The sequence below is a fragment of the Halarchaeum salinum genome, assembly GCF_039520965.1.
GTDB lineage: Archaea > Halobacteriota > Halobacteria > Halobacteriales > Halobacteriaceae > Halarchaeum > Halarchaeum salinum.
Window position 1 is genome coordinate 63,992 of sequence record NZ_BAAABL010000042.1, and the last position, 19,036, is coordinate 83,027.

Sequence of the window (19,036 nt, forward strand, 5' to 3'; positions counted from 1 at the left end):
GTGGCGTGGCCCCGACGGAAGCCGAGACGCCACCTGTTCGCCCTTACGACGAGTCGTCGCCGTCCAGCGACCCGTCCGCATCGACGTCGGTGTCAGCGCCCGCGGTCGCGTCGGCGTGCGCGAAGACGAAGTCTCGAAGGAGCTTCGCCGCCAGCGTCGCCGACTGGCCGTCGTCGCGGTCGTTCACCTCGACAACGTCGAAGCCCGACGCGTGCGGCGCGACGGCGCGCACGACGTCACGGAGCTCGCGTGAGGTGAGCCCGTACGGCTCGGGCGTGCCGGTCCCGGGTGCGTACGCGGGATCGGCGGCGTCCACGTCCACCGAGAGGTAGACGTCCCGCATCGCGTAGTCGCCGGGCGGCGTCCACGCCCCGACGGCGTCCGGTTCGACGACGGTCACGTCGCTCTCGTCCGCACGCACCCACTCCGCCTCGCTCCCGGAGCGCGCCCCGAGAATCACGGCTTCGTCGGCGACATCGAGGGCGTGGCGCGTCACTGTCGAGTGGCTCCACGGGTCGCCGTCGTACTCGGTGCGCAGATCGAGATGGGCGTCACAGACGACCACGACATCCGGCTCGAGGGCCCGGATCGGGCCAAGCGAGACGGTGTGTTCACCGCCGATCGTCAGCGGGACGGCACCGTCGCGGTCAATCTCGCGACAGACGCTCGCGAGGTAGTCGCAGTACTCCGCGGGATCGTTCCACGCGTGAACGTCGCCGTGGTCGGCGATGTCGAGTGTCGAAAAGGATTGGTCGGTCGCGCGGTCGTAGTCTTCGAACGTCCCGGCGAACCGGCGGACGCGTTCCGGACCGAAACGCGCCCCCGGTCGAAAGGACGTCGAGACGTCGAGCGGCGCGCCGACGACCGTGTATGCGGGAGCAGAGGGGTCCGCCGTCGCGCCGGGAAACATTCGATTACTGGAGGACCTTGCGCTTGCCCTCCCACTCGAGGTACTCGATCTCGTCGTCGGGCTCGACCTCGACGTCCTCGGGGATCTCCATCGTCACGGTCTCGAAGGTTTCGAGATCCATCACCTGCACGACGGTGTCGGACTCCTTGGAGACGATCTGACCGCCCTTACGGTCGATGATCGGCACCCAGATCTTCGCGTCGACCGGCTGGCTGAGCGAACGGCGCTTGCCGTCGAAGACCCCGCGGGCCTCGATGCGGGCCTTCGCGCTCCCGTGCTTCCCGGGTTTGGCTGTCGAGTAGCCGTCGATCTTACACGCGGCGTCCTCGACGATGACGTAGTTGCCTTCCTGGAGGTCACGGACTTCCTTCTGCTCTTTCGCCATGCACCCGGATTCTCGCCTGCCGGGTATAAACGGTTTGGAACGCGTCAGTGGGCCGTTATCGCTCACCACGGCCGGGAGCGAGGCTAGCGGTCGTCCGCCCGCCGCGACGATGGCGGAACGACCGCCAGCAGAGGAGACCGGCTCCGAGCGTGGCGACGCCAACGACGAGCGCCGCCGTCTCGGCCCCATCGACGTACAACAGCCCGGTCGAGACCGCCCCCGCGCCGAACAGCAGGCCGGTGACGAGGCGTTTCGCGAGGGCGTCGAGCGACCCCGTCGAGTCCTCGACTGCCGCCCGGACGTAGAAGTCGTCGCGATCGAGACGGTTGAGCATCCGGTCGAGTTTCGGCGCGAGACGCAGCGAGGAGCGCGCCGACGCCTCGAACTGGTCGCCAGCCTCGGTGAGGAGCTGTCGGGCACCGCGTTCGTAGTAGCCTTGCTCGCCGAGGTAGTCGGTGGCGACGGTGATGAAGTCGAAGTCGGGATCGAGCGTGAGACAGACGCCCTCGACGACGGTCGCGACGCGGAGGACGAGCGCGAGGTTCGGCGGGAGGCGCAGCGGGAACTCGTACATCGTGTCCTCGACCTTCGAGACGATCTGCTGGACACGGTACTGCTCGACGTCCTCGCCGCGGGCGTCCGCGATGGCGAGTTCCATCACCTCGGCCATCGTCGCGCGGTCGGCGTCGGGGCTCAGCGTCCCCATCTCGATCAGCGTATCGAGGATGGACTCGATGTTCTGGTTCGCGACGGCGACGTAGAAGTCGACGATGTGGTCTTGGACTTCCGCGTCGACCCGCCCGCTCATCCCGAAATCGTAGAAGACGATGGTGCCGTCTTCTTGCACCGCGAGGTTTCCCGGGTGTGGGTCGGCGTGGAAGACGCCGTCCGTGACGATCATCTGGAGGTAGGTCCGCTCCAGAGTCTCTGCGACCGCAGTCCGGTCAATGTCGTGTCGTTCGAGTTCAGCGGTGTCGCTGATCTTCGTCCCGGGGACGTAGCGCATCGTGAGCACGCGCTCGCCCGAGCGCTCCTCGTACACCTCGGGGATGACGACGTCGGGGTCATCGACGAGGTTCGCGCGAATCTCCGTGAGCATCGTCGCCTCGCGCGAGTAATCCATCTCCTCGCGGAGCGTCGTCGAGAACTCGTTGGCGACGTTGCGGAGGCTGAACGCTCGTGAGTCGTCCACGAAGAAGAGCAACACCGGGAGCAGCCACCGGATCGCGCGGAGGTCGGCCTCGATGAGCGCTTCGATGTCGGGACGGCGGACCTTGACGGCGACGCGCTCGCCGTCGAGCGTCGCGGTGTAGACCTGCCCGAGGCTCGCGCCGCTGATCGCCTCCGTGTCGAACGCGTCGAACGCTTGCTCGACGGGGCCGACCTCGTCCTCTAACACCTCGCGGGCGTCGGCCCAGTCCGCCGGCGGGACGCGATCCTGGAGCTGCGTGAGTTCGTCGACGTAGACCGGCGGGAGGACGTCCGGGCGCGTCGAGAGGATCTGGCCGAGTTTGATGAACGTCGGTCCGAGCGTCAGGAGGTTGTCGACGAGGCGCTTGGCGCGGCGCTGCTGGCGCTCCGTCGAGACGTTGCGGCGGCCGCCGACGAGCAGGAACCGCCGCCGGTCGCGCGCGTACGACCAGACGAGCGGGAGGAACCGCCAGCAGACGACGACGAACCGCCGATACGCACGCAGCGACGCCACGCTACTCCTCGACGGGGACGGGGGTGGCCTGCGCATCGGCCTTCGGGATCGTCACGTCGAGTTCGCCCGCGTCGAGCGTCGCGGACGCCCCGTCGCCGACGGCGTTCGGCGGGAGCGGCACGTCGAACTCGATGAAGAGCGGACGCTCCTCGCGCTCGTAGCGGAACCCGTCCGGGACGTCCTTCGCGCGCCGGGCGTCGACGTGGAGCCGACAGCGACGGACGTCGAGCGTGAGGTCGTCGGCGGTGACGCCCGGGAGGTCGAAGACGAGCCGGTATGCGTCGTCGCCCTCCAGGAGGTCGACGAAGACGGCGTCGGGGAGCTCCCGGAGCGCCTCGCGGAGCCGGGTCATACCCGCTCGTTGGGGCGTGGGGTCGAAAAAGGCGGTGGTCCCACCACCGATACCGGGCGTTTTTCGCCCCGTCAGTCCCTCGGTACGCGCATGACCGACACAGCCGAACGCCGACACGCCGGGTTCACGGAGCGGACCCGCGTCGCCGAGGCCCGGGCGGCGCTCCGCGACGCCGTCGGGGCGCACGGCCGAACGGAGCGGGTGGCCGTCGAGCGCGCGGCCGGCCGAACCCTTGCCGCCCCGACGAGCGCGGCCCGCGCCGTGCCCGGCTACGAGCGCGCGGCGATGGACGGCTACGCGGTGCGCGCCGAGGACACCTTCGGCGCGAGCGAGCGCGACCCCGCCGTGCTTCGCGCGAGCGAGACGATGGGGTCGAACACTGCCGTCCGCGTCCACACCGGAAGCGAACTTCCCGAGGGTGCGGACGCCGTCGTGATGATCGAGGACGTGGCGGAGTACGGCAACGACATCGAGGTGCGAGATGGCGTCGCGGTCGGCGAGAACGTCGGTGCGCCCGACGAGGACGTCGCGGCCGGCCAACACCTCCACGATGCCGGCCACCGGCTGCGTCCCTCCGACCTCGGGCTGTTGAAGGCAAGCGACATCCGCGAGGTCGAGGCGTACGAACCACCCCAGATCGCCGTGATCCCGACCGGCGAGGAGCTCGTGCAGGCCGATCCCGAGCCGGGCGAGATGATCGAGACGAACGGCCTCACCGTCTCGCGGCTCGTCGAGTCGTGGGGCGGGACGGCGCGCTACCGCGACGTCGTGACGGACGACGCCAACGCCCTCCGTGAGGCCATCACCCGCGACCTCGACGCCGACGTCGTCGTCACCACCGGCGGGTCGAGCGTCGGCGAGCGCGACCTGACGCCGGACGTCGTCGCCGACCTGGGCGAGCTCCTGTTTCACGGTGTCGCACTCAAACCCGGCCACCCGGTCGCGGCGGGCGTCATCGACGACACGGCCGTTCTCTGCTTGCCGGGCTACCCCGTCGCCTGCATCGTCAACGCCGTCCAGTTCCTCCGGCCGACACTCAAACGCGCCGGCGGAATGCCCACTCCGGCGTTCCCGAGCGTTGCGGCCGAGCTGGCGGGCAAGCTCCGAAGCGAACCCGGCGTGCGAACGTACGCGCGGGTGACGCTCGACGAACCGAACACGGACTCGGGAGAACGCGCGCGCGCCGAGCCCGTCCACACGAGCGGGTCGGGCGTCCTCTCGACCGTCGCGCTCGCCGACGGCTGGGTGGTGATCCCCGAGTCCGTCGAGGGGTACGCGGCCGGCGAGACCGTCACCGTCGAGCAGTGGGAGGTTCGACCATGAACCAGCCGATCGATCAGCAGCGTGGCGACGGCGCGTCACCGGCATCCATCCAGCAACACCGGGTGATGTCGTCGTGACGGACCGTAAGGAGTTCCGCGACCTCGCGTCGCCGGCGGAGGCCCACGAGGTCGTCGCGTCGCTCGACCTCGCGCCCGAGCCAGAACGCGTTCCACTCGACGAGTGTCGTGGCCGGGTGCTCGCCGAGCGCGTCGACGCGGACATCGACGTCCCGGGGTTCGACCGGGCGTCGATGGACGGCTACGCGGTGCGCGCCCGCGACACCTTCGGCGCGGACGAGAGCGACCCGGTTGTTCTCCCGCGCACCGGCGTCGTCCACGCAGGCGAGGAACCCACCATCGACGTCGAGGCGGGCGAGTGCGTCGAAATATCGACGGGTGCAGTGATGCCGGACGGCGCGGACGCCGTCGTGCCCGTCGAACGCACCCACGAGGCGGACGACGGGATTGCCTTCGAGGCGGCGGTCGCGCCCGGCGACAGCGTGATGGCCGCGGGCGCGGACGTCGCCGCGGGCGAGCGCGCGCTCGGTCCCGGGACGGAGCTGACGCCCCGCGAGATCGGCCTGCTCTCCGCACTCGGCGTCGCCGAGGTGCCCGTCCGGGGGACGCCGACGGTCGGCGTCGTCTCGACCGGCGACGAGCTCGTCCGGCCGGGCGAGGCGCTCGACCACCGCGCCGGCGAGATCCACGACGTCAACAGCTATACGATCGCCGCGGCCGTCGAGGAGGCGGGCGGCGAGGCCGTTCTCTACCCGCACGCGGGCGACGACTACGACGAGCTGGCGCGCCAGCTCCGCACCGCGGCCGACGAGTGCGACCTCGTCCTGAGTTCGGGTTCGACCTCCGCCTCCGCCGTCGACGTCGTCTACCGCGTCATCGAGGAGCGCGGCGACCTCCTCTTCCACGGCGTCGCGATCAAACCCGGCAAGCCGATGCTCGTCGGCCGTCTCGGTGGCTCGGCGTACGTCGGCCTCCCGGGCTACCCCGTCTCCGCGCTCACGATCTTCCGGACGTTCGTCGCGCCCGCCATCCGCGAGGCCGCCGGCCGCCGGGAGCCCGAGCGCGCAACCGTCACCGGCCGGCTCGCGACCGGGGAGCGCTACGGGCAGGGCCGAACCCGCCTGATGCCGGTCGGCCTCGTCACGGACGGCACCGGCGAGACGCTCGTCTACCACGTCGACAAGGGGAGCGGCGCGACGACGTCGCTCGTCGAGGCGGACGGCGTCGTCGAGATGGACGCCGACACCGACTATCTCGCCGCGGACGAGGCCGTGACGGTCGAGCTGTTCTCACCCGACGTCCGCCCGCCAGCCGCGCTCTGCGTCGGCGAGGACGACCCGCTGTTCGCGCGCGCCCTCGACGCCGCGCGGAACCCGCGCTACCTCGCCGAGGGGACGCGGTCGGGGTTCCGCCGCCTCCGCGACGGCCTCCCAGACGTCGTCGTCGCGAGCGGTCCCGGAGAGCCGGACGAGGCGACAGAAGAAATCGCCGCGTGGACGCGTGAGTGGGGCCTCATCGTCCCCGAGGGCAACCCCGCGGGCGTCACGGATCTCGCTGATCTCGCGACGGGCGATCGCAGCATCGTGAACCGAACGACGGCGAGCGGCCTCCGCGCGTCGTTCGACGCCGCGCTCGAGAAGTCCGGTGTCGACCCCCAGGACATCCGGGGCTACGAGCGCACCGTTCGCGCCCACGAATCCCCGGCGCGTGCGGTGGCGCGCGGCGACGCTGACGTCGGTCTCGGCCTGCGAGCGAGCGCCGCGACACTCGGTCTCGGGTTCGTGTCGCTCGGCACGGAACGCGTGCGGGTGCTCGTGAACCCGGATCGTCGCGAGAAGGCGGGCGTCGAGACGCTCGCTGCCGCGCTCGATGGTGTCGCGGGACTCGCCGACGACCTGCCGGGGTACGAAGCACAGTAGCCGTCAGCGTCGGCCCGCGAGGTCGTGGAACGACTCGATCCGGTGGTCGCCGAGCACGCAGACGCCGCGGCGGCCGGGGTCGTGGCGCTCGACGTGGATCGAGTCGAGGCCGGCGTTCGCGGCGGCGTCGACGTCGCTCGTCCCGTCGCCCGCGTAAACGCCGCGCGCGTCCGCCCCGATGTCGAGGTCGTCACGCGCACGGTGGAGCGGTTCGGGATTGGGTTTGAACCCCGTCTCCTCGTCGCAGGGGAGGACGACGTCGAACCAGTCACGGAGGTCGAGACGATCGAGGACGACGTCGGTGATCGGTGCCGGACAGTGCGTGACGAGGCCGGTCGGTCCCTCGAGGTCGGCGACGAACGACGCGTCGTCGTAGAGGTACGTCGCTTCCGCGCGCGCCGTCGCATCGTCGATCTCGTCGAACACCGGCCAGAACGTCGCGGGGTCGTACCCCCACTCGCGCAGGCTGTCGTTGCGGTCCCCACCGAGGCCGTGCCAGAGTACTTCGGCCTGCCGGTCGCTGAAGGAGACGCCGAGCCGGTCCTCGACGCGATCGAAGGTCTCGCGGACGTACGCCCACTCCGTGTCGACGAGCGTCCCGTCGAGGTCGAGCAGCCAGTAGTCGTAGGCCGGACGCGTCTGCATTCACGTCGAAAGAGGGCCCCGATCGGGAAGTGGTTTACTCCGACTCGACCTCGACGCTGCTGCCGAGGTACTTGTTCACGACTTCATCGACGTTCTCCGCGCGGAAGGCGTCAAGGTCAGCCGCGATCGCCTCGCGGAACGCCTCCCGATACGCCTCGTCCATCTCGAAGGCCCGATAGTCGACGTCGAGGACGGTGACGCCGAGCGCCTCGGCTGCGAGGTCGCGAAAGTGCGACTCGTCGGCGATCTCACCACGCCAGAGGTTATCGCGGAAGAACAGCCACCCGTCCTCGCCGGGCGGCTCGGCCTCGCGGAAGAGGCGCGTCTCGAACTCGTTGGGTTCGACGGTCACATCTCGCGACGGATCGAGGCGGAAACGGACGGCGAAGGCGTAGCGCCCCTCCATTTATCGTAGCGCGTCGCACTCCGCGGCGAGTTCGAGGTCCTGCTCGGTGACGCCGCCGGCTTCGTGGCTCGTGAATCGGACCTCGACGGTGTCGTACTCGATGACGATCGTCGGGTGGTGGTAGGCCTCGTCGGCGAGCTCGCCGACCTCGCTCGCGAACGCGACGCCCGCGAGGTAGTCGTTGAAGTCGTACGTGCGGACGATCTCGTCGTCGACGTACTCCCACTCGGGCGGTAGGCGCTCCTCAACCTCCTCGTCGCTGAGTGTCTCACTCATACGTCCGGGTACGCGTCCAGAAGGGAAAACCGTGGGGGCGTCAGTCGGTCTCGCTCTCGACGGCCGCGAACCGCGGCGACTCGCTCCCGTCGCCGAAGGGCGGGTCAACACCCTCGACGTCGGGGTCGAAGAGCCGGATCGCGGTCGCGATGGTCTCCCAGTCGTCCTCGCCGGCGGCCTCGCGGAGGCTCCGGGTCGGCGCGGCGAGGAGTTGTGAGACGAGTGCGTCGGCGAGCGATTCGACGACCTCGCGTTCGGCGTCACTGATGCTGTCGTCGCCCGCGGCCTCGAGCCGGGAGAGCGCGGTTGCGACCTCGCGGTCCTTTGTGCGCTCCGCGCCCTCGTACATCTGCGCGATGACGGCGTCCGCGCGCTTGCGCTTGTACTGCGAGAGGAGGCGATCGAGCTCCTCATCGACGATGGACTCGACGGCGACGGCCGCGACCGACCGCCGCTCGCGCGTCTGCGTGGTGACGTCCTCCAGATCGTCGAGGTCGTAGACGTCCGCGGTCGGTTGCTCGGCGATGGCCGGCGCGACGTCGCGCGGTTGGCCGAGGTCGACGTAGAAGGTCTCGCCCGCGTCGCGCGCGACGACCGGTGTGACGACGGGATCGTCGCTCCCGGTGGCGGCGACGACGACGTCGGCGTCGGCGAGCACGCGTGGCAGGGCATCGAGGCCGACGGCGCGGCCGGCTGCGCCGAGATCCGCATGCACCCACTCGGCGTGTTCGGGCGTCCGGTTAGCGACGACGATGTCGCCGACACCCGCGGCGTCGAACGCCTTTGCGGCGAGCGACCCCATCTCACCCGCCCCAACGACGAGCGCGCTCGCGTCGGCAAGATCGAGTTCCGTGTCAGCGAGGTGGACGGCGGCGCTCCCGAGGCTGACGACGCCCTCGTTGATCGCCGTCTCGGTGCGCGCGCGCTCGCCGACGTGGATGGCCTTCGTCACGCCCTCCTCGAGCACGGGGCCGATATCGCCCGAATCGACCGCCGCCTCGTAGGCGCGACGGACCTGGCCGAGGATCTGATCCTCCCCGATGACGAGCGATTCCAGACCGGCCGCGACGCGCATCAGGTGGCGCAGGCTCTCCTCGTGGCCCATCTCGACGGCCGCCGGGTGGTCGCCGAGGCCGACGGCGTCGAGCGCGCGTCGCCCCGTCTCCGGGTCGTTGGTAACGACGTACGCCTCCACGCGGTTACACGTCTGGAGCGCGTACGTCTCCTCGACGCGTCCCTGTGCGCCGAGCGCGTCGAGCAATACCGCAGTGCTCTCCGCTCGGGCGTCCTCGATGTCCTCGACGGTCGCCTCGGGGTGGGCGACGCGGACGCCCGAGACGACGCTCGTATTCCGGTTCACGTTGTGTGCTCCGTGTCGACGACCTCCGCCACGACCCCTCGGACGGCGTCGTCGACCGCTTGGTCGTCCTTGGTGGCTGCGCTACGTAAAGCCTTCCAAACCGGTTCCGACCGCACGACGGCGCGGACCGCGTCGCGTCGCTGCGCCGGGGGAACGCCCGCCTCGCGGAGGTCATCGCGGAGCCCCGCGGAGAGGTCGGCCATCGCCCCCGCACCGTCGATCGTCGCCCCGATCCGCTCGCGGAGGTGTTTCGCGAGCGCGGGGCTCGACCCGCCCGTCGACACCGCGACCGTCACCGGATCGTCCCGGACCGTCGCGGGCACGGCGACGTCGTCGAACACCCGCTCGCCCGCGTGATCGGCCCGGTTCACGAGCGCGCCCGCTGAGCGCCCCGCTGCCACGACCGCGTCGTTCGTCTCCGAGTCGTCCGTCGCCGCGACGACGAGTGCAGGATCGAGGCGCGACACCCACGCGTCGAGCAACTCGGCGTCAGCCCTCGCGCGCACGCGGTCGGCCTCGCCGAAGTCCGCGGTCGCGAACGTGGGGCTGAGGACGACGACGCGCGCCTCGCGGGCGAACCGCCGCGCCTTGCGCGCGCCGACCGTCCCGCCGCCGACGACGAGCACCGACTCGTCCGTGAAGTCGAAGGCGAGCGGGATCACGCGACCCCACCTCGCAATCGCTGTGTTCGCCGCATTCGCCGCGCTCGCCGTGTTCGCATGGCGGTTGTCGCGATCACATGCCGTCTTCGAGCGTCAGCTATCTCGATCCTCTGTCGCCACTCGTGCCACATCCGCCTCACGCCGCGTCCCAGCCGTCCTCGGTGACGCCGACGACCGCGATGGCGTCATCGAGCGCTTCGAGGTCCGTGACAACGGTGTCGAGGTCGTCGCCCGCCTCCCAGTAGAGCACGAGGTCGTACGTGTCGTCACGAATGAGCTGCTGGCACTCCCAGACGAACTCGTCGTCCGCGACGGTGAGCCCCTGGTGTTGGTTCACGCCGAAGCGGTCGTCGTCGTTACCCGAGTAGACGTAGGTGTCGCTCGCGTCGACGCCGGCGTGTTCCGCGACGACGTCCCCGGCCTCGAGGGTGAGCTGGTGGAGGAGGCTCTCCGCTTCGTTGTCGAGATCGGTGTGGACGACCGCGCCGTGGAGCGTGATCTCGCCGGGTTTCAGCAAGTCAGCCGCGCGCCGGTAGAGGTCCGCGTTCGCCGTCTCGGTCATAGTCGGGCTCACGCGAGTCCCGGCTAAAGGGCTCACGGTCCGCGAGTCGCGCCTCAGCACGACCGGTCACACGAGCGAGGAGCGGACGACCCACAAGTGGGGCCGCATCGAACCCGTGACTGGCCGATCGTAGCGGAGAGGGCAAGGCTCATACCGGCCGACGCGTAACCGAGAGCGTATGCGAGGGTGGCTCCGCCGCCGCTTCGACGCCGCCTACGAGCGCGTCCTCAGACACGAACTCTCGGGTGCGCCGGCGCACGTCGCGGTCATTCAGGACGGCAACCGCCGCTACGCGCGCGAGCGCGGCGACGACCCGAGCGACGGCCACCAAGCCGGCGCGCGGACCACCGAGCGCGTCCTCGACTGGTGCGCCGAACTCGGCGTCGAGGAACTCACCCTCTACGCGTTCTCCACGGAGAACTTCGAGCGTCCGCCCGAAGAGCGCGAGCGGCTCTTCGACCTCCTCGAAACGAAGCTCCGCGAGTTCGCGGACGCCGAACGCGTCCACGACCAGCGCGTGCGGATCCGCGCGCTCGGCGAAACGCGACGCCTCCCCGAACGCGTCCGCGACGCTATCGACTACGCTGAGCGCCGCACCGCCGGCTACGACGGTTTCACGCTGAACGTCGCGCTCGCGTACGGCGGGCGCGCAGAACTCCTCGGCGCGGCCCGCGACGTCGCGCGCGCCGTCGACCGGGGCGACCTCGGTCCCGAGGAGGTGGACGTCGCCGAGATCGAGTCCCGCCTCCACGACGACCCCGTGCGGGACGTCGACCTCATCGTCCGCACCGGCGGCGACGAACGCACCTCGAACTTCCTCCCGTGGCACGCGAACGGCAACGAGGCCGCCGTCTTCTTCTGTGCACCCTACTGGCCGGCGTTCTCGAAAGTCGACTTCCTGCGCGCCATCCGCACCTACGAGTCCCGCGAGGCGTCGTGGCAGCGCGCGAAGGCCGAACGCGCCCTCGCGCTCGTCCGAGCGTTCGGGAGCGTCGAGGTCGAAGAAGCGCGCGATGTCCTCGCACGCCTCCGCGAATACGTCCCCGATAGCGCGGAGGTCGACGCCGAGGCGGATCCCGAGTCGCGGGCGGACTGAGGGGACGCGACAGACGCCAGCGTTCACCCCCTAAGCCTCGATCGTTCCACGATGTTCCACTCCCTGATTTGGCCTAGCGGCCAAACGACCGCGAGATGTCGCGCTCGTACACTCGCGCGCTGCGACTCGCGTTATTCGGGCGGTTCACTTGCGACGCTCGTTCACCGCCCGAATCTCCGCTGACGGTCCTGGTACTCCCGGATCGCGCGAAGGTAATCTCGCGCCCGGAAATCCCGCCAGTTGACGTCGGTGAAGTAGAGCTCCGAGTAGACGGACTGCCAGATCATGAAATCCGAGAGGCGTTCCGCCCCGGTCTTGATGAGGAGATCGGGGTCGGCGGGGAAGACGAGGTGCTCCTCGACGACGGCTTCATCGACGTCGACGGGGGCGAGGTCGCCGGCGTCGACGTCCGCTGCGATGGCCCGCACGGCCTTCGCGAACTCGTGTTTGCCGCCGAGGCCGATGCTCACCTGGATGGGCGCGTCGGCGCGCTCGGTATCGTCGGGCCCGCGGAGGGCAACCTCGCAGGGGCTCGATACCGCGGTGAGTTCGCGCTCGAGCGTCGGGACGACGGCGCGATCGAGCACGCTCACCGAGACGGTGACGCGCGACGCGCCGTGGTCGACGGCGAGGTCGAGGAACCGCTCCAGCGTGTCGTACGCGCCGGCTTCAAGGAGGTCGCGTTCGGTGATGACGAGCGCGACGTGGTCCGGAACGGCGGCGTCGACGCGCCGGACGCGCCACGACTGGTAGCGGTCATACAGACCCACGGAGCGACTATGCGGGTCGAGCGACCCTAAACCTCACGTCCCGCTCCGTCGTTCGGGATCCTTAAGTACGGCCGCAGCGATATCCGCCGGTAGTGACTCTGCCGCTTCGCCGAGCCGCGGCGTATGCGCTCGTTTCGACGTTCGCGCTCGCCGCGCCCCTCCTCGGGCGATTCGCGGCGGCTCCGTTCGTCGTCGTCGCCGCGTGCGCCTACGCCGTCACGGGCGGGCCGGCGTTCCGGCTGTTCGCCTACCCGTGGGACGAGAAGGCAGAACGCCTCTGGTCGCTGGTCGGGCTCGCGCTCGCCGCGACCGGTCTCGGCCTCCTCGTCCCCGCGTTCGGCATCGATACCGGCGTCTTCGCCGCCGCGATCCTCGCAGTGGGCTACGGCGACTTCGGGCGGCGCTTCGTCGTCGAATACCGAGCAGACGCGGCCGCGGGGAGCGTCGGCTTCGTCGTCACCGCGCTCGTCGGCGCGCTCCTCGGGCAGGTCGTCGTCGCGGCCACGGCGACGCCCACGATGGCGTTCCTCGCGGTCAGCGCGGCGCTGCTCGCCGGCCTCCTGCGCGAAAGCCTCACGGAGCGAGACTACCCGTACGTCGTCCTCACGGTTGGGCTGCTCTGCTGGCTGCTGACGACGCTCGCGCCCGCGCCGTCATGGACGCGAGTCGCCGTCGCCGTCGTTCTCACCGTCGTCTTCGGCGGCCTCTCCTACGGCCTCGGCGCAGCGTCGGTGACGGGGATGCTTACCGGTGTGTTCCTCGGCGTCCTCGCCGTCGTCCTCGGCGGGTACGGCTGGTTCGTCGTCCTGGTGACGTTCTTCGCGGTCGGCGGGCTCGCCTCGAAATACCGCTACGACGAGAAGGCGGACATCGGCGTCGCCGAGGAGAACGATGGCGCGCGGGGGAGCGGCAACGTCCTCGGGAACTCGCTGGCCGCGCTGGTCGCGCTCCTCGGCTACGCAGCCGGGCCGGCGCTCCCCGTCCCCAGCAGCCTGTTCGTCCTCGCGTTCGCGGGGAGCGTCGCCACCGCGCTCGCGGACACGCTCTCCTCGGAAGTCGGCACGCTCTACGGCCCGCCACACCTCCTCACGACGTTCGAGACCGTCCCGCCGGGAACCGACGGCGCGGTGACGTGGCAGGGCGAACTCGCCGGGATAGCCGGCGCGCTCGTCGTCGCCGTCCTCGCCGTCGCGCTCCTCCCGCTCTCAACCGTCAGTGCGGCGCTCGTCCTCGCCGGCGGCGTCGTCGGCATGACGGTCGACAGCCTCGCGGGCGCGACGATAGAGGGAGGATACGTTGGAAATCAGACGGTCAACGCGCTCGCCACGGGATGTGGCGGCGCTGCGAGCGCGCTGCTCGCGACCGCTCTCGGGCTCGTCGCGTTCTAAAGAAGAGATAGCGCGAGTTCCAGGGGACAGGTGCCAGCTCTGCGTTCTCGTCGAGGTTGAGGGCCACTTCCTCGCCAACTCGCTTGACGAGGACGTTACGGAGCAGGTCTTCGTGGATTGAACCGTCTGCTTGCTCAGAACTGTCCACCCTCTCAGCAAGTAGACGACTCAAGTGAACTACGCCGCCCTACTCAGCAACACGCGGTGTTGCTTCGTTGAGGTCGGGGGGTTCGAGAGAGCGACGCTCTCTCGCCATCACAAAAGACGCGTCGCGTCTTTTGAACGACTCCTTGAGGAAGGGGATTTAGCGCCCCTCTTTCAACTAACGTTTCGGGACCACCGTCAACCCCGACGGCTCTCAGGGCGCGCCGTCGCGCGCAATCGTGATCTCGTAGGCCTCGACGTCCTCGTAGGCGGCGACGCGGCCGCCAACGGTGACGACGTCGCCGTCGTCCGTCTCAACGTGGACAGTCGCCACCTCCTCCGTCTCCTCGTGCTCCGTCCGAACGATCCGTCCGCGAACGGTGCGCGTGTTGCCGCTCTCGACGTCGCGGCCCTCGACGGTCGCGTAGAGGTCGCCCTCCAGGGTTTCGAGGTCCTTCACGCACCGGCGGATCGAGGCGTAGCGTCGCGGGAGCGTCGGTGCATCGCCATCGGCGAGGAGCTCCGTTTCGGCGGTCGTCCAGAGGACGGTCCCGAAGAACCCAAGCACCAGAAAGCCGAGCGCGGAGCGGTTGAAGATGACGGCGTACTGATCGGGGTTCGGCCCGATCGCTCCCTGCGTCGCGTAGATCGAGTAGTCCCCGTCGGCGACGGCGAGCAGGGGTGTCGTGACGCCGCGGCGGGCACGCACCGCGTTCGCGATGTGGCCGTAGTCGTACGTCCGTCGGTCGGGCGCGTCGGCGGCTGGGGTAACGATCAACTCGATGTCGACGCCGCGCTCGCGTGCCGCCGCGAGCTCCTCCTCGAAGCGCGCGACGAGCGACGGCGTTAGCGAGAGCGCGAGCTCGTACTCGGCACGCGTGATGACCTCCTCGAAGTAGCGGAGGATCGTCGTCCGGCTCTTGACGAGGGAGACGGCTTCGGTCTCACGTTCCGGGGCGGTGTAGAGCCCCTCGAGGTCGTCGACGAGGTCGGTAAGCGAGGAGCGTAACCCTGCGAAGGCCTCCTCGGGATCGACGGCAACGACGGTCATCGGACGCGATTCGCGGATCTCGACGAGCCCGCGATCCCCGAGACTCCGGACGGTGTCGTAGACGCGGGGCTGTGGGACGTCGGTTCGGTCCGCGATCTCGCTCGCCGTCAGCTCGCCGTGTTCGAGGACGGCGAGATACGCGTCGATCTCGTACTCGCCGAGGTCGAACCCCTCCCCGACGTGTTCGAGGACGGTTCGGAGGTCGGACTCGCTCATGGCCGGACGTGCGCGTCCGTCGGGCTAAAAACCACCCGCTTCCGCGGGGCGTCGAGGACAACCCTTTTCGCCGCGCCCGCCGACCGGACGTGTATGCCGTGGCCCAGCGCCATCCAAGAGACGCTCACGCGCGTTGGGGCCCTAATGCACGACTTCGCACCCATCGTCGCGGTGGTCGCCATCGTCGCCGGCTGGTACCTCGGGCGCGTCCTCACGGGCGTCCTCGGGCGTCGCGTCGCGCGCCGCTTCATGCGACCGTCGGTAACACGCACCGTCCTCCGGCTCATCCGCACGGGTGCGCTCGGACTGGGCGTGCTCGTCGCCGTCTGGTCGCTCGGGCTCGGGCTTGGGAACGTCGTCGTCTCCGTCACGGTCTTCTCCGCGGTGCTCGGGCTCGTGCTCGCGCCGATCGTCGGCAGCGTCCTCAACGGAATCTTCGTCCTCGCCGACCAGCCCTACGAGATCGGCGACATGATCGAGTTCACCGACACGGGCCAGCGCGGCTTCGTCGAAGACATCACGCTGCGCTACACGAAGGTGTTCACGCTCGACAACACCTTTCTGGTGATGCCGAACGGCGAGATGCGCGAGGCGAACATCGTCAACTACTCCGCGGAGGACGAACGCACCCGCTGTTCGCTGACCGTACAAGTCACCTACGAGAGCGACCTCCCCGCCGCCCGCTCGGCCATCGAGCGTGCTGCCGCGACCTGCGAGGAGGTCATCGAGGGCGGCCCGGACATCCGGATCGGGAGCGCGCGCTACCCCGCGAAACCGCGCTGTTACATCGACGAGTACGCCGACAGCGGCGTGAATCTCACGCTTCGCTACTGGGCGAAACAGCCCTATCGCCTCTCAGCCGTCCGATCCGTCGTGCAGACGCGGATCTGGGACGAGATTCAGGCGCGCGAGGACGTCGAGTTCGCGTACCCGCACGTCCAGCACGTCTTCGACCAGGAGAGCGGTGAGGCGAAGGTCGCGCTCAGACGGGAACAGTGACGAGTTCGCAGTCGAGTTGCTCGCGGAGATAGGATTCGACGTCGGGTTCGCCCAGCAGCGAGCGCAGCGCTTTGCGCCAGCGCGAGACCTGCGCGCTCCCGATCACGACGACGTCGGCGTCCTCTGCGGCGACCTCGTCGAGGATGGTCTCCTCGACCATGAACGAGCGTCTGACGACGTACCGCGTCCGATCGACAGTGCCGAAGGCGCGCTCGACGGTGCGTTTGAGGTCGCTCCAGGTGACGCGGCGATCGTTCTGATAGAGATCGACGTGGAGGACGGTGAGGCTGGCGTCGCGATCCGCGGCGAGGTCGATGGCGGCCCGAAGCGTCGCGCGCGAGTGTTCGGTGAGCGGATAGCGGACCGGCACGACGACGGTTGTCATCACTGAGTCCCAGGGTTTCCCGCGGCCTAAGCGTTCCCCACTACGCCCGAGGACGGGAGTTAAGGTGGCGACGCGACGACAGGGTGTATGTTCGAGGTGGAGACGGACGACGGGACGCTGTACGTCGCGGAGGACGAAGGCGAACGCGGCGACGAGGGGCCGTTCATGGTCGTCTACCGGACTCCGGAGCGCGAGACACGCTACGGGTGGTACTGCACGAACTGCGAGTCGCTCGACAACGCGATGGACGCCATGGGGACCATCATCTGCAACGACTGTGGAAACTACCGGAAGCCGGATGAGTGGGACGCCGCGCACGAATAGCGTGGTTGAGCGCTAGCGAGACCACGTCATGATGAGCGGGAGTGAGCGAACGACACGCGAATAGCGAGGCCAGCGAGACACGGTAAACGAGCACGAGGCGCGTCGTGCCACGGTGCGATCGATGTCGCCACGAACGCGCCCCGGTGGCGCGGCGACGCGCCGGCAGTAGCCTTTAGGGGCGTTTCGCGCCAACCCCGTGGCGTGACCATCACCGCAGCACGGATGGCGGCCGTGGACCGGAACGCGGCCGCCCTCGACGTCTCGACGAAGCAGTTGATGGAGTCGAGCGGGCACGCCCTCGCCCGCGCGGTCCGCGATGTCGCGGAGCCGGGTGACTCGGTGGCCATCGTCGCAGGACGCGGGAACAACGGCGGTGACGCGTTCGTCGCCGCGCGCTTCTTAGCGTCCGACTTCGACGTCGCCGTCTCGCTCCTCGGCCGCCCGGAGACGATCACGACGGACATCGCGCGGGAGAACTGGGCGGCGTTACAGGCGGCGGAGATCGAGACGAAACGCGTCCTCGACTCGACCGCGCTCGATCTCGGCGACCCCGACGTGGTCCTCGACGGGGTGCTCGGGACCGGTGTGACCGGCGCACTGCGCGAACCCGAGCGCTCGGCGATCGTCGCGGCGAACAAGGCCGACGCGACGGTCGTGTCGGTGGACGTTCCGTCCGGAATGGATGCGGACACGGGCGACGTGGCGGACGTGGCGGTGGAGGCCGACCGGATCGTCACCTTTCACAAACTGAAACCCGGACTCGAGGGCCGCGACGACGTGACCGTGGCGGACATCGGCATTCCCGCGGCCGCAGAGATGTTCGTCGGGCCGGGCGACCTGCTCTCGCTCGAACGCGATCCGACGGCACACAAGGGCGATTTCGGCCGCGTAATGGTGATCGGCGGGGGCCCCTATACGGGCGCACCGGCACTCTGCGCCCAGGCGGCGCTCCGGGCGGGCGCGGACCTCGCGTACGTCGCCTGTCCGGACGCGATCGCGGGCGAAGTACAGGGGTACGCGGCGGACCTCATCGTCGAGCCGTTCGCGGGCGAGTGTCTCCAGCCGCGCCACGTCGAGGACCTGCTCGCCGATGCTGCCGAGCGCGACGTCGTCATCATCGGGCCCGGGCTCGGGGGAGCAAACGACACCCTCGACGCAGTCCGTGACTTCCTCGCAGGCTACGAGGGGACGGCCGTGGTCGACGCCGACGCGCTCCAGGTCGTGCCCGATGTCGACACCGACGCCGACCTCATTTGTACACCTCACCAGGGCGAACTCGCGACGATGGGTGGCCCGCGCGTCGACGACTGGGAGGAGCGCGCCGCGCTCGTCGCGGAGTTCGCGGCCAACCTCGGTGCCACTATCCTCGTGAAGGGCGCGTACGACGTGATCTCGGACGGCGAGACGACGCGCGCGAACCGGACCGGAAACCCCGGAATGACGGTCGGCGGAACGGGTGACGTGCTCGCAGGGATCACAGGCGCGATGGCGTCCACGCAGGACTCCGCGCAGGCCGCGGCGATCGCGGCGTACGCCAACGGGACCGCGGGCGACGCCGTCGTCGAGGAGCAGGGGTACGGGCTGCTCGCCTCCGATCTCCTCGGCGCGATCCCGACGGCACTGTGGGGTGAACGATGAGCGAGGAGTCCGAGGAGCTGACGCATACGACCGAGGAGGGCGACGTCCAGATGGTCGACGTCGGTGCCAAACCCGACACGGCGCGCCGGGCGGTCGCGCGCGGCGAGATCCGATTACAGGCCGCAACGATCGCCGCGATCCGCGACGACGAGATCGGGAAGGGCGACGTGCTCGCGACGGCGCGCGTCGGCGCGGTGCAGGCGGTCAAACACACATGGGAGACGATCCCGATGTGTCATCAAATCCCGATCACGAACGTCGAGACGGTCTTCGATGTCCGCGAGGATCGCGTCGTCCTCGACGTCGCCGTCGAAACGACCGGAAAGACGGGCTGCGAGATGGAGGCGCTACAAGGCGTGACGACCGGGCTGAACGTCGTCTGGGACATGGTGAAGGCCGCCGAAAAGAATGCGGACGGACAGTATCCCGGCACCGCCATCGAGGGCGTCGAAGTCGTCTCAAAAGAGAAACGCGCGCTCGAATAGCGCGGAGGCGGCGAGCGT

21 protein-coding genes are annotated in these 19,036 nt (G+C 69.6%); 8 read left to right on the forward strand and 13 right to left on the reverse strand.

All coding sequences use genetic code 11. From position 1 onward, the window contains the following. Window positions 1-43: 43 nt before the first annotated feature. Genes speB through ABDZ36_RS06075 form a run of 4 tightly spaced genes read right to left on the reverse strand, consistent with a single transcriptional unit; the run spans window position 44 to window position 3,352 of the window. A complete protein-coding gene (gene speB, locus ABDZ36_RS06060; RefSeq protein ID WP_211311174.1) occupies window positions 44-910 on the reverse strand; it encodes an agmatinase in 867 nt (288 codons plus the stop codon). A 4-nt stretch (window positions 911-914) separates the two neighbouring features. Beyond that, window positions 915-1,295 (reverse strand): translation initiation factor IF-5A, encoded by a 381-nt coding sequence (locus ABDZ36_RS06065; RefSeq protein ID WP_211311175.1) that lies wholly within the window; start codon window positions 1,293-1,295, stop codon window positions 915-917. A gap of 55 nt (window positions 1,296-1,350) precedes the next feature. Then, complete coding sequence (locus ABDZ36_RS06070) at window positions 1,351-3,036, reverse strand: ABC1 kinase family protein (RefSeq protein WP_211311176.1); 1,686 nt, start codon at window positions 3,034-3,036, stop codon at window positions 1,351-1,353. Next, window positions 3,002-3,352, reverse strand: a complete 351-nt coding sequence (locus ABDZ36_RS06075) for an Hsp20/alpha crystallin family protein (protein WP_211311177.1) — start codon at window positions 3,350-3,352, stop codon at window positions 3,002-3,004. The genes ABDZ36_RS06070 and ABDZ36_RS06075 overlap by 35 nt, the downstream gene beginning before the upstream one ends. A 90-nt stretch (window positions 3,353-3,442) precedes the next feature. Here ABDZ36_RS06075 and ABDZ36_RS06080 point away from each other — a divergent pair, with 90 nt between their 5' ends. Together ABDZ36_RS06080 and ABDZ36_RS06085 are read left to right on the forward strand one after the other, a co-directional pair. Further along, window positions 3,443-4,675, forward strand: a complete 1,233-nt coding sequence (locus tag ABDZ36_RS06080; protein ID WP_211311178.1) for a molybdopterin molybdotransferase MoeA — start codon at window positions 3,443-3,445, stop codon at window positions 4,673-4,675. 73 nt (window positions 4,676-4,748) lie between these two features. Beyond that, window positions 4,749-6,611: a molybdopterin biosynthesis protein gene (locus ABDZ36_RS06085; protein WP_211311179.1), complete on the forward strand. Its 1,863-nt coding sequence runs from the start codon at window positions 4,749-4,751 to the stop codon at window positions 6,609-6,611. A gap of 3 nt (window positions 6,612-6,614) precedes the next feature. On the opposite strand, the gene ABDZ36_RS06090 is transcribed toward ABDZ36_RS06085, so the two are convergent. The 6 genes from ABDZ36_RS06090 to ABDZ36_RS06115 form a co-directional block, all read right to left on the reverse strand. Beyond that, a complete protein-coding gene (locus ABDZ36_RS06090) occupies window positions 6,615-7,256 on the reverse strand; it encodes an HAD family hydrolase (protein ID WP_211311180.1) in 642 nt (213 codons plus the stop codon). 34 nt (window positions 7,257-7,290) lie between these two features. Continuing rightward, the gene (lwrS, locus tag ABDZ36_RS06095) at window positions 7,291-7,662 is read right to left on the reverse strand and encodes an LWR-salt protein (RefSeq protein ID WP_211311181.1); all 372 of its coding nucleotides are present in this window, start codon (window positions 7,660-7,662) and stop codon (window positions 7,291-7,293) included. Further along, window positions 7,663-7,938: a 4a-hydroxytetrahydrobiopterin dehydratase gene (locus ABDZ36_RS06100; protein ID WP_211311182.1), complete on the reverse strand. Its 276-nt coding sequence runs from the start codon at window positions 7,936-7,938 to the stop codon at window positions 7,663-7,665. A gap of 40 nt (window positions 7,939-7,978) precedes the next feature. Then, window positions 7,979-9,298: a glutamyl-tRNA reductase gene (gene hemA, locus ABDZ36_RS06105; protein ID WP_211311183.1), complete on the reverse strand. Its 1,320-nt coding sequence runs from the start codon at window positions 9,296-9,298 to the stop codon at window positions 7,979-7,981. Next, entirely contained in the window at window positions 9,295-9,960 is a 666-nt protein-coding gene (locus tag ABDZ36_RS06110; protein ID WP_211311184.1) for a precorrin-2 dehydrogenase/sirohydrochlorin ferrochelatase family protein, read from the reverse strand. The genes hemA and ABDZ36_RS06110 overlap by 4 nt, the downstream gene beginning before the upstream one ends. Window positions 9,961-10,096: 136 nt before the next feature. Next, window positions 10,097-10,522 (reverse strand): DUF5778 family protein, encoded by a 426-nt coding sequence (locus ABDZ36_RS06115; protein ID WP_211311185.1) that lies wholly within the window; start codon window positions 10,520-10,522, stop codon window positions 10,097-10,099. A gap of 178 nt (window positions 10,523-10,700) precedes the next feature. On the opposite strand from ABDZ36_RS06115, the gene uppS reads away from it, so the two are divergent. Continuing rightward, window positions 10,701-11,618: a polyprenyl diphosphate synthase gene (gene uppS, locus ABDZ36_RS06120; RefSeq protein WP_211311186.1), complete on the forward strand. Its 918-nt coding sequence runs from the start codon at window positions 10,701-10,703 to the stop codon at window positions 11,616-11,618. Between the two features lie 161 nt (window positions 11,619-11,779). On the opposite strand, the gene ABDZ36_RS06125 is transcribed toward uppS, so the two are convergent. Next, window positions 11,780-12,388, reverse strand: coding sequence for an undecaprenyl diphosphate synthase family protein (locus ABDZ36_RS06125; RefSeq protein WP_211311187.1), 609 nt, complete (start codon window positions 12,386-12,388; stop codon window positions 11,780-11,782). Window positions 12,389-12,480: 92 nt separating this feature from the next. On the opposite strand from ABDZ36_RS06125, the gene ABDZ36_RS06130 reads away from it, so the two are divergent. After that, the gene (locus ABDZ36_RS06130; RefSeq protein WP_211311188.1) at window positions 12,481-13,776 is read left to right on the forward strand and encodes a DUF92 domain-containing protein; all 1,296 of its coding nucleotides are present in this window, start codon (window positions 12,481-12,483) and stop codon (window positions 13,774-13,776) included. A 358-nt stretch (window positions 13,777-14,134) separates the two neighbouring features. Here the strand turns inward: ABDZ36_RS06130 and trmB are convergent, their stop codons facing one another. Next, window positions 14,135-15,187 (reverse strand): HTH-type sugar sensing transcriptional regulator TrmB, encoded by a 1,053-nt coding sequence (gene trmB, locus ABDZ36_RS06135; protein ID WP_211311189.1) that lies wholly within the window; start codon window positions 15,185-15,187, stop codon window positions 14,135-14,137. 93 nt (window positions 15,188-15,280) lie between these two features. Between trmB and ABDZ36_RS06140 the strand changes: the two genes are divergently transcribed. Continuing rightward, window positions 15,281-16,186, forward strand: coding sequence for a mechanosensitive ion channel family protein (locus tag ABDZ36_RS06140; RefSeq protein ID WP_211311190.1), 906 nt, complete (start codon window positions 15,281-15,283; stop codon window positions 16,184-16,186). Here the strand turns inward: ABDZ36_RS06140 and ABDZ36_RS06145 are convergent. Next, window positions 16,170-16,571, reverse strand: a complete 402-nt coding sequence (locus ABDZ36_RS06145) for a universal stress protein (protein ID WP_211311191.1) — start codon at window positions 16,569-16,571, stop codon at window positions 16,170-16,172. The two genes, ABDZ36_RS06140 and ABDZ36_RS06145, sit on opposite strands and share 17 nt — an antisense overlap. A gap of 87 nt (window positions 16,572-16,658) precedes the next feature. Between ABDZ36_RS06145 and ABDZ36_RS06150 the strand changes: the two genes are divergently transcribed. The 3 genes from ABDZ36_RS06150 to moaC all read left to right on the forward strand — a co-directional run bounded on the left by ABDZ36_RS06150 (window position 16,659) and on the right by moaC (window position 19,018). Then, window positions 16,659-16,895: a DUF5816 domain-containing protein gene (locus ABDZ36_RS06150; protein WP_211311192.1), complete on the forward strand. Its 237-nt coding sequence runs from the start codon at window positions 16,659-16,661 to the stop codon at window positions 16,893-16,895. A 201-nt stretch (window positions 16,896-17,096) separates the two neighbouring features. Next, window positions 17,097-18,533, forward strand: a complete 1,437-nt coding sequence (locus ABDZ36_RS06155) for an NAD(P)H-hydrate dehydratase (protein ID WP_343749244.1) — start codon at window positions 17,097-17,099, stop codon at window positions 18,531-18,533. Next, window positions 18,530-19,018 carry a cyclic pyranopterin monophosphate synthase MoaC gene (gene moaC, locus ABDZ36_RS06160; protein ID WP_211311193.1) on the forward strand — a complete coding sequence of 163 codons (489 nt, stop codon included), beginning with the start codon at window positions 18,530-18,532 and terminating at the stop codon, window positions 19,016-19,018. Before ABDZ36_RS06155 ends, moaC begins: the two co-directional genes overlap by 4 nt. Window positions 19,019-19,036 lie beyond the last annotated feature (18 nt).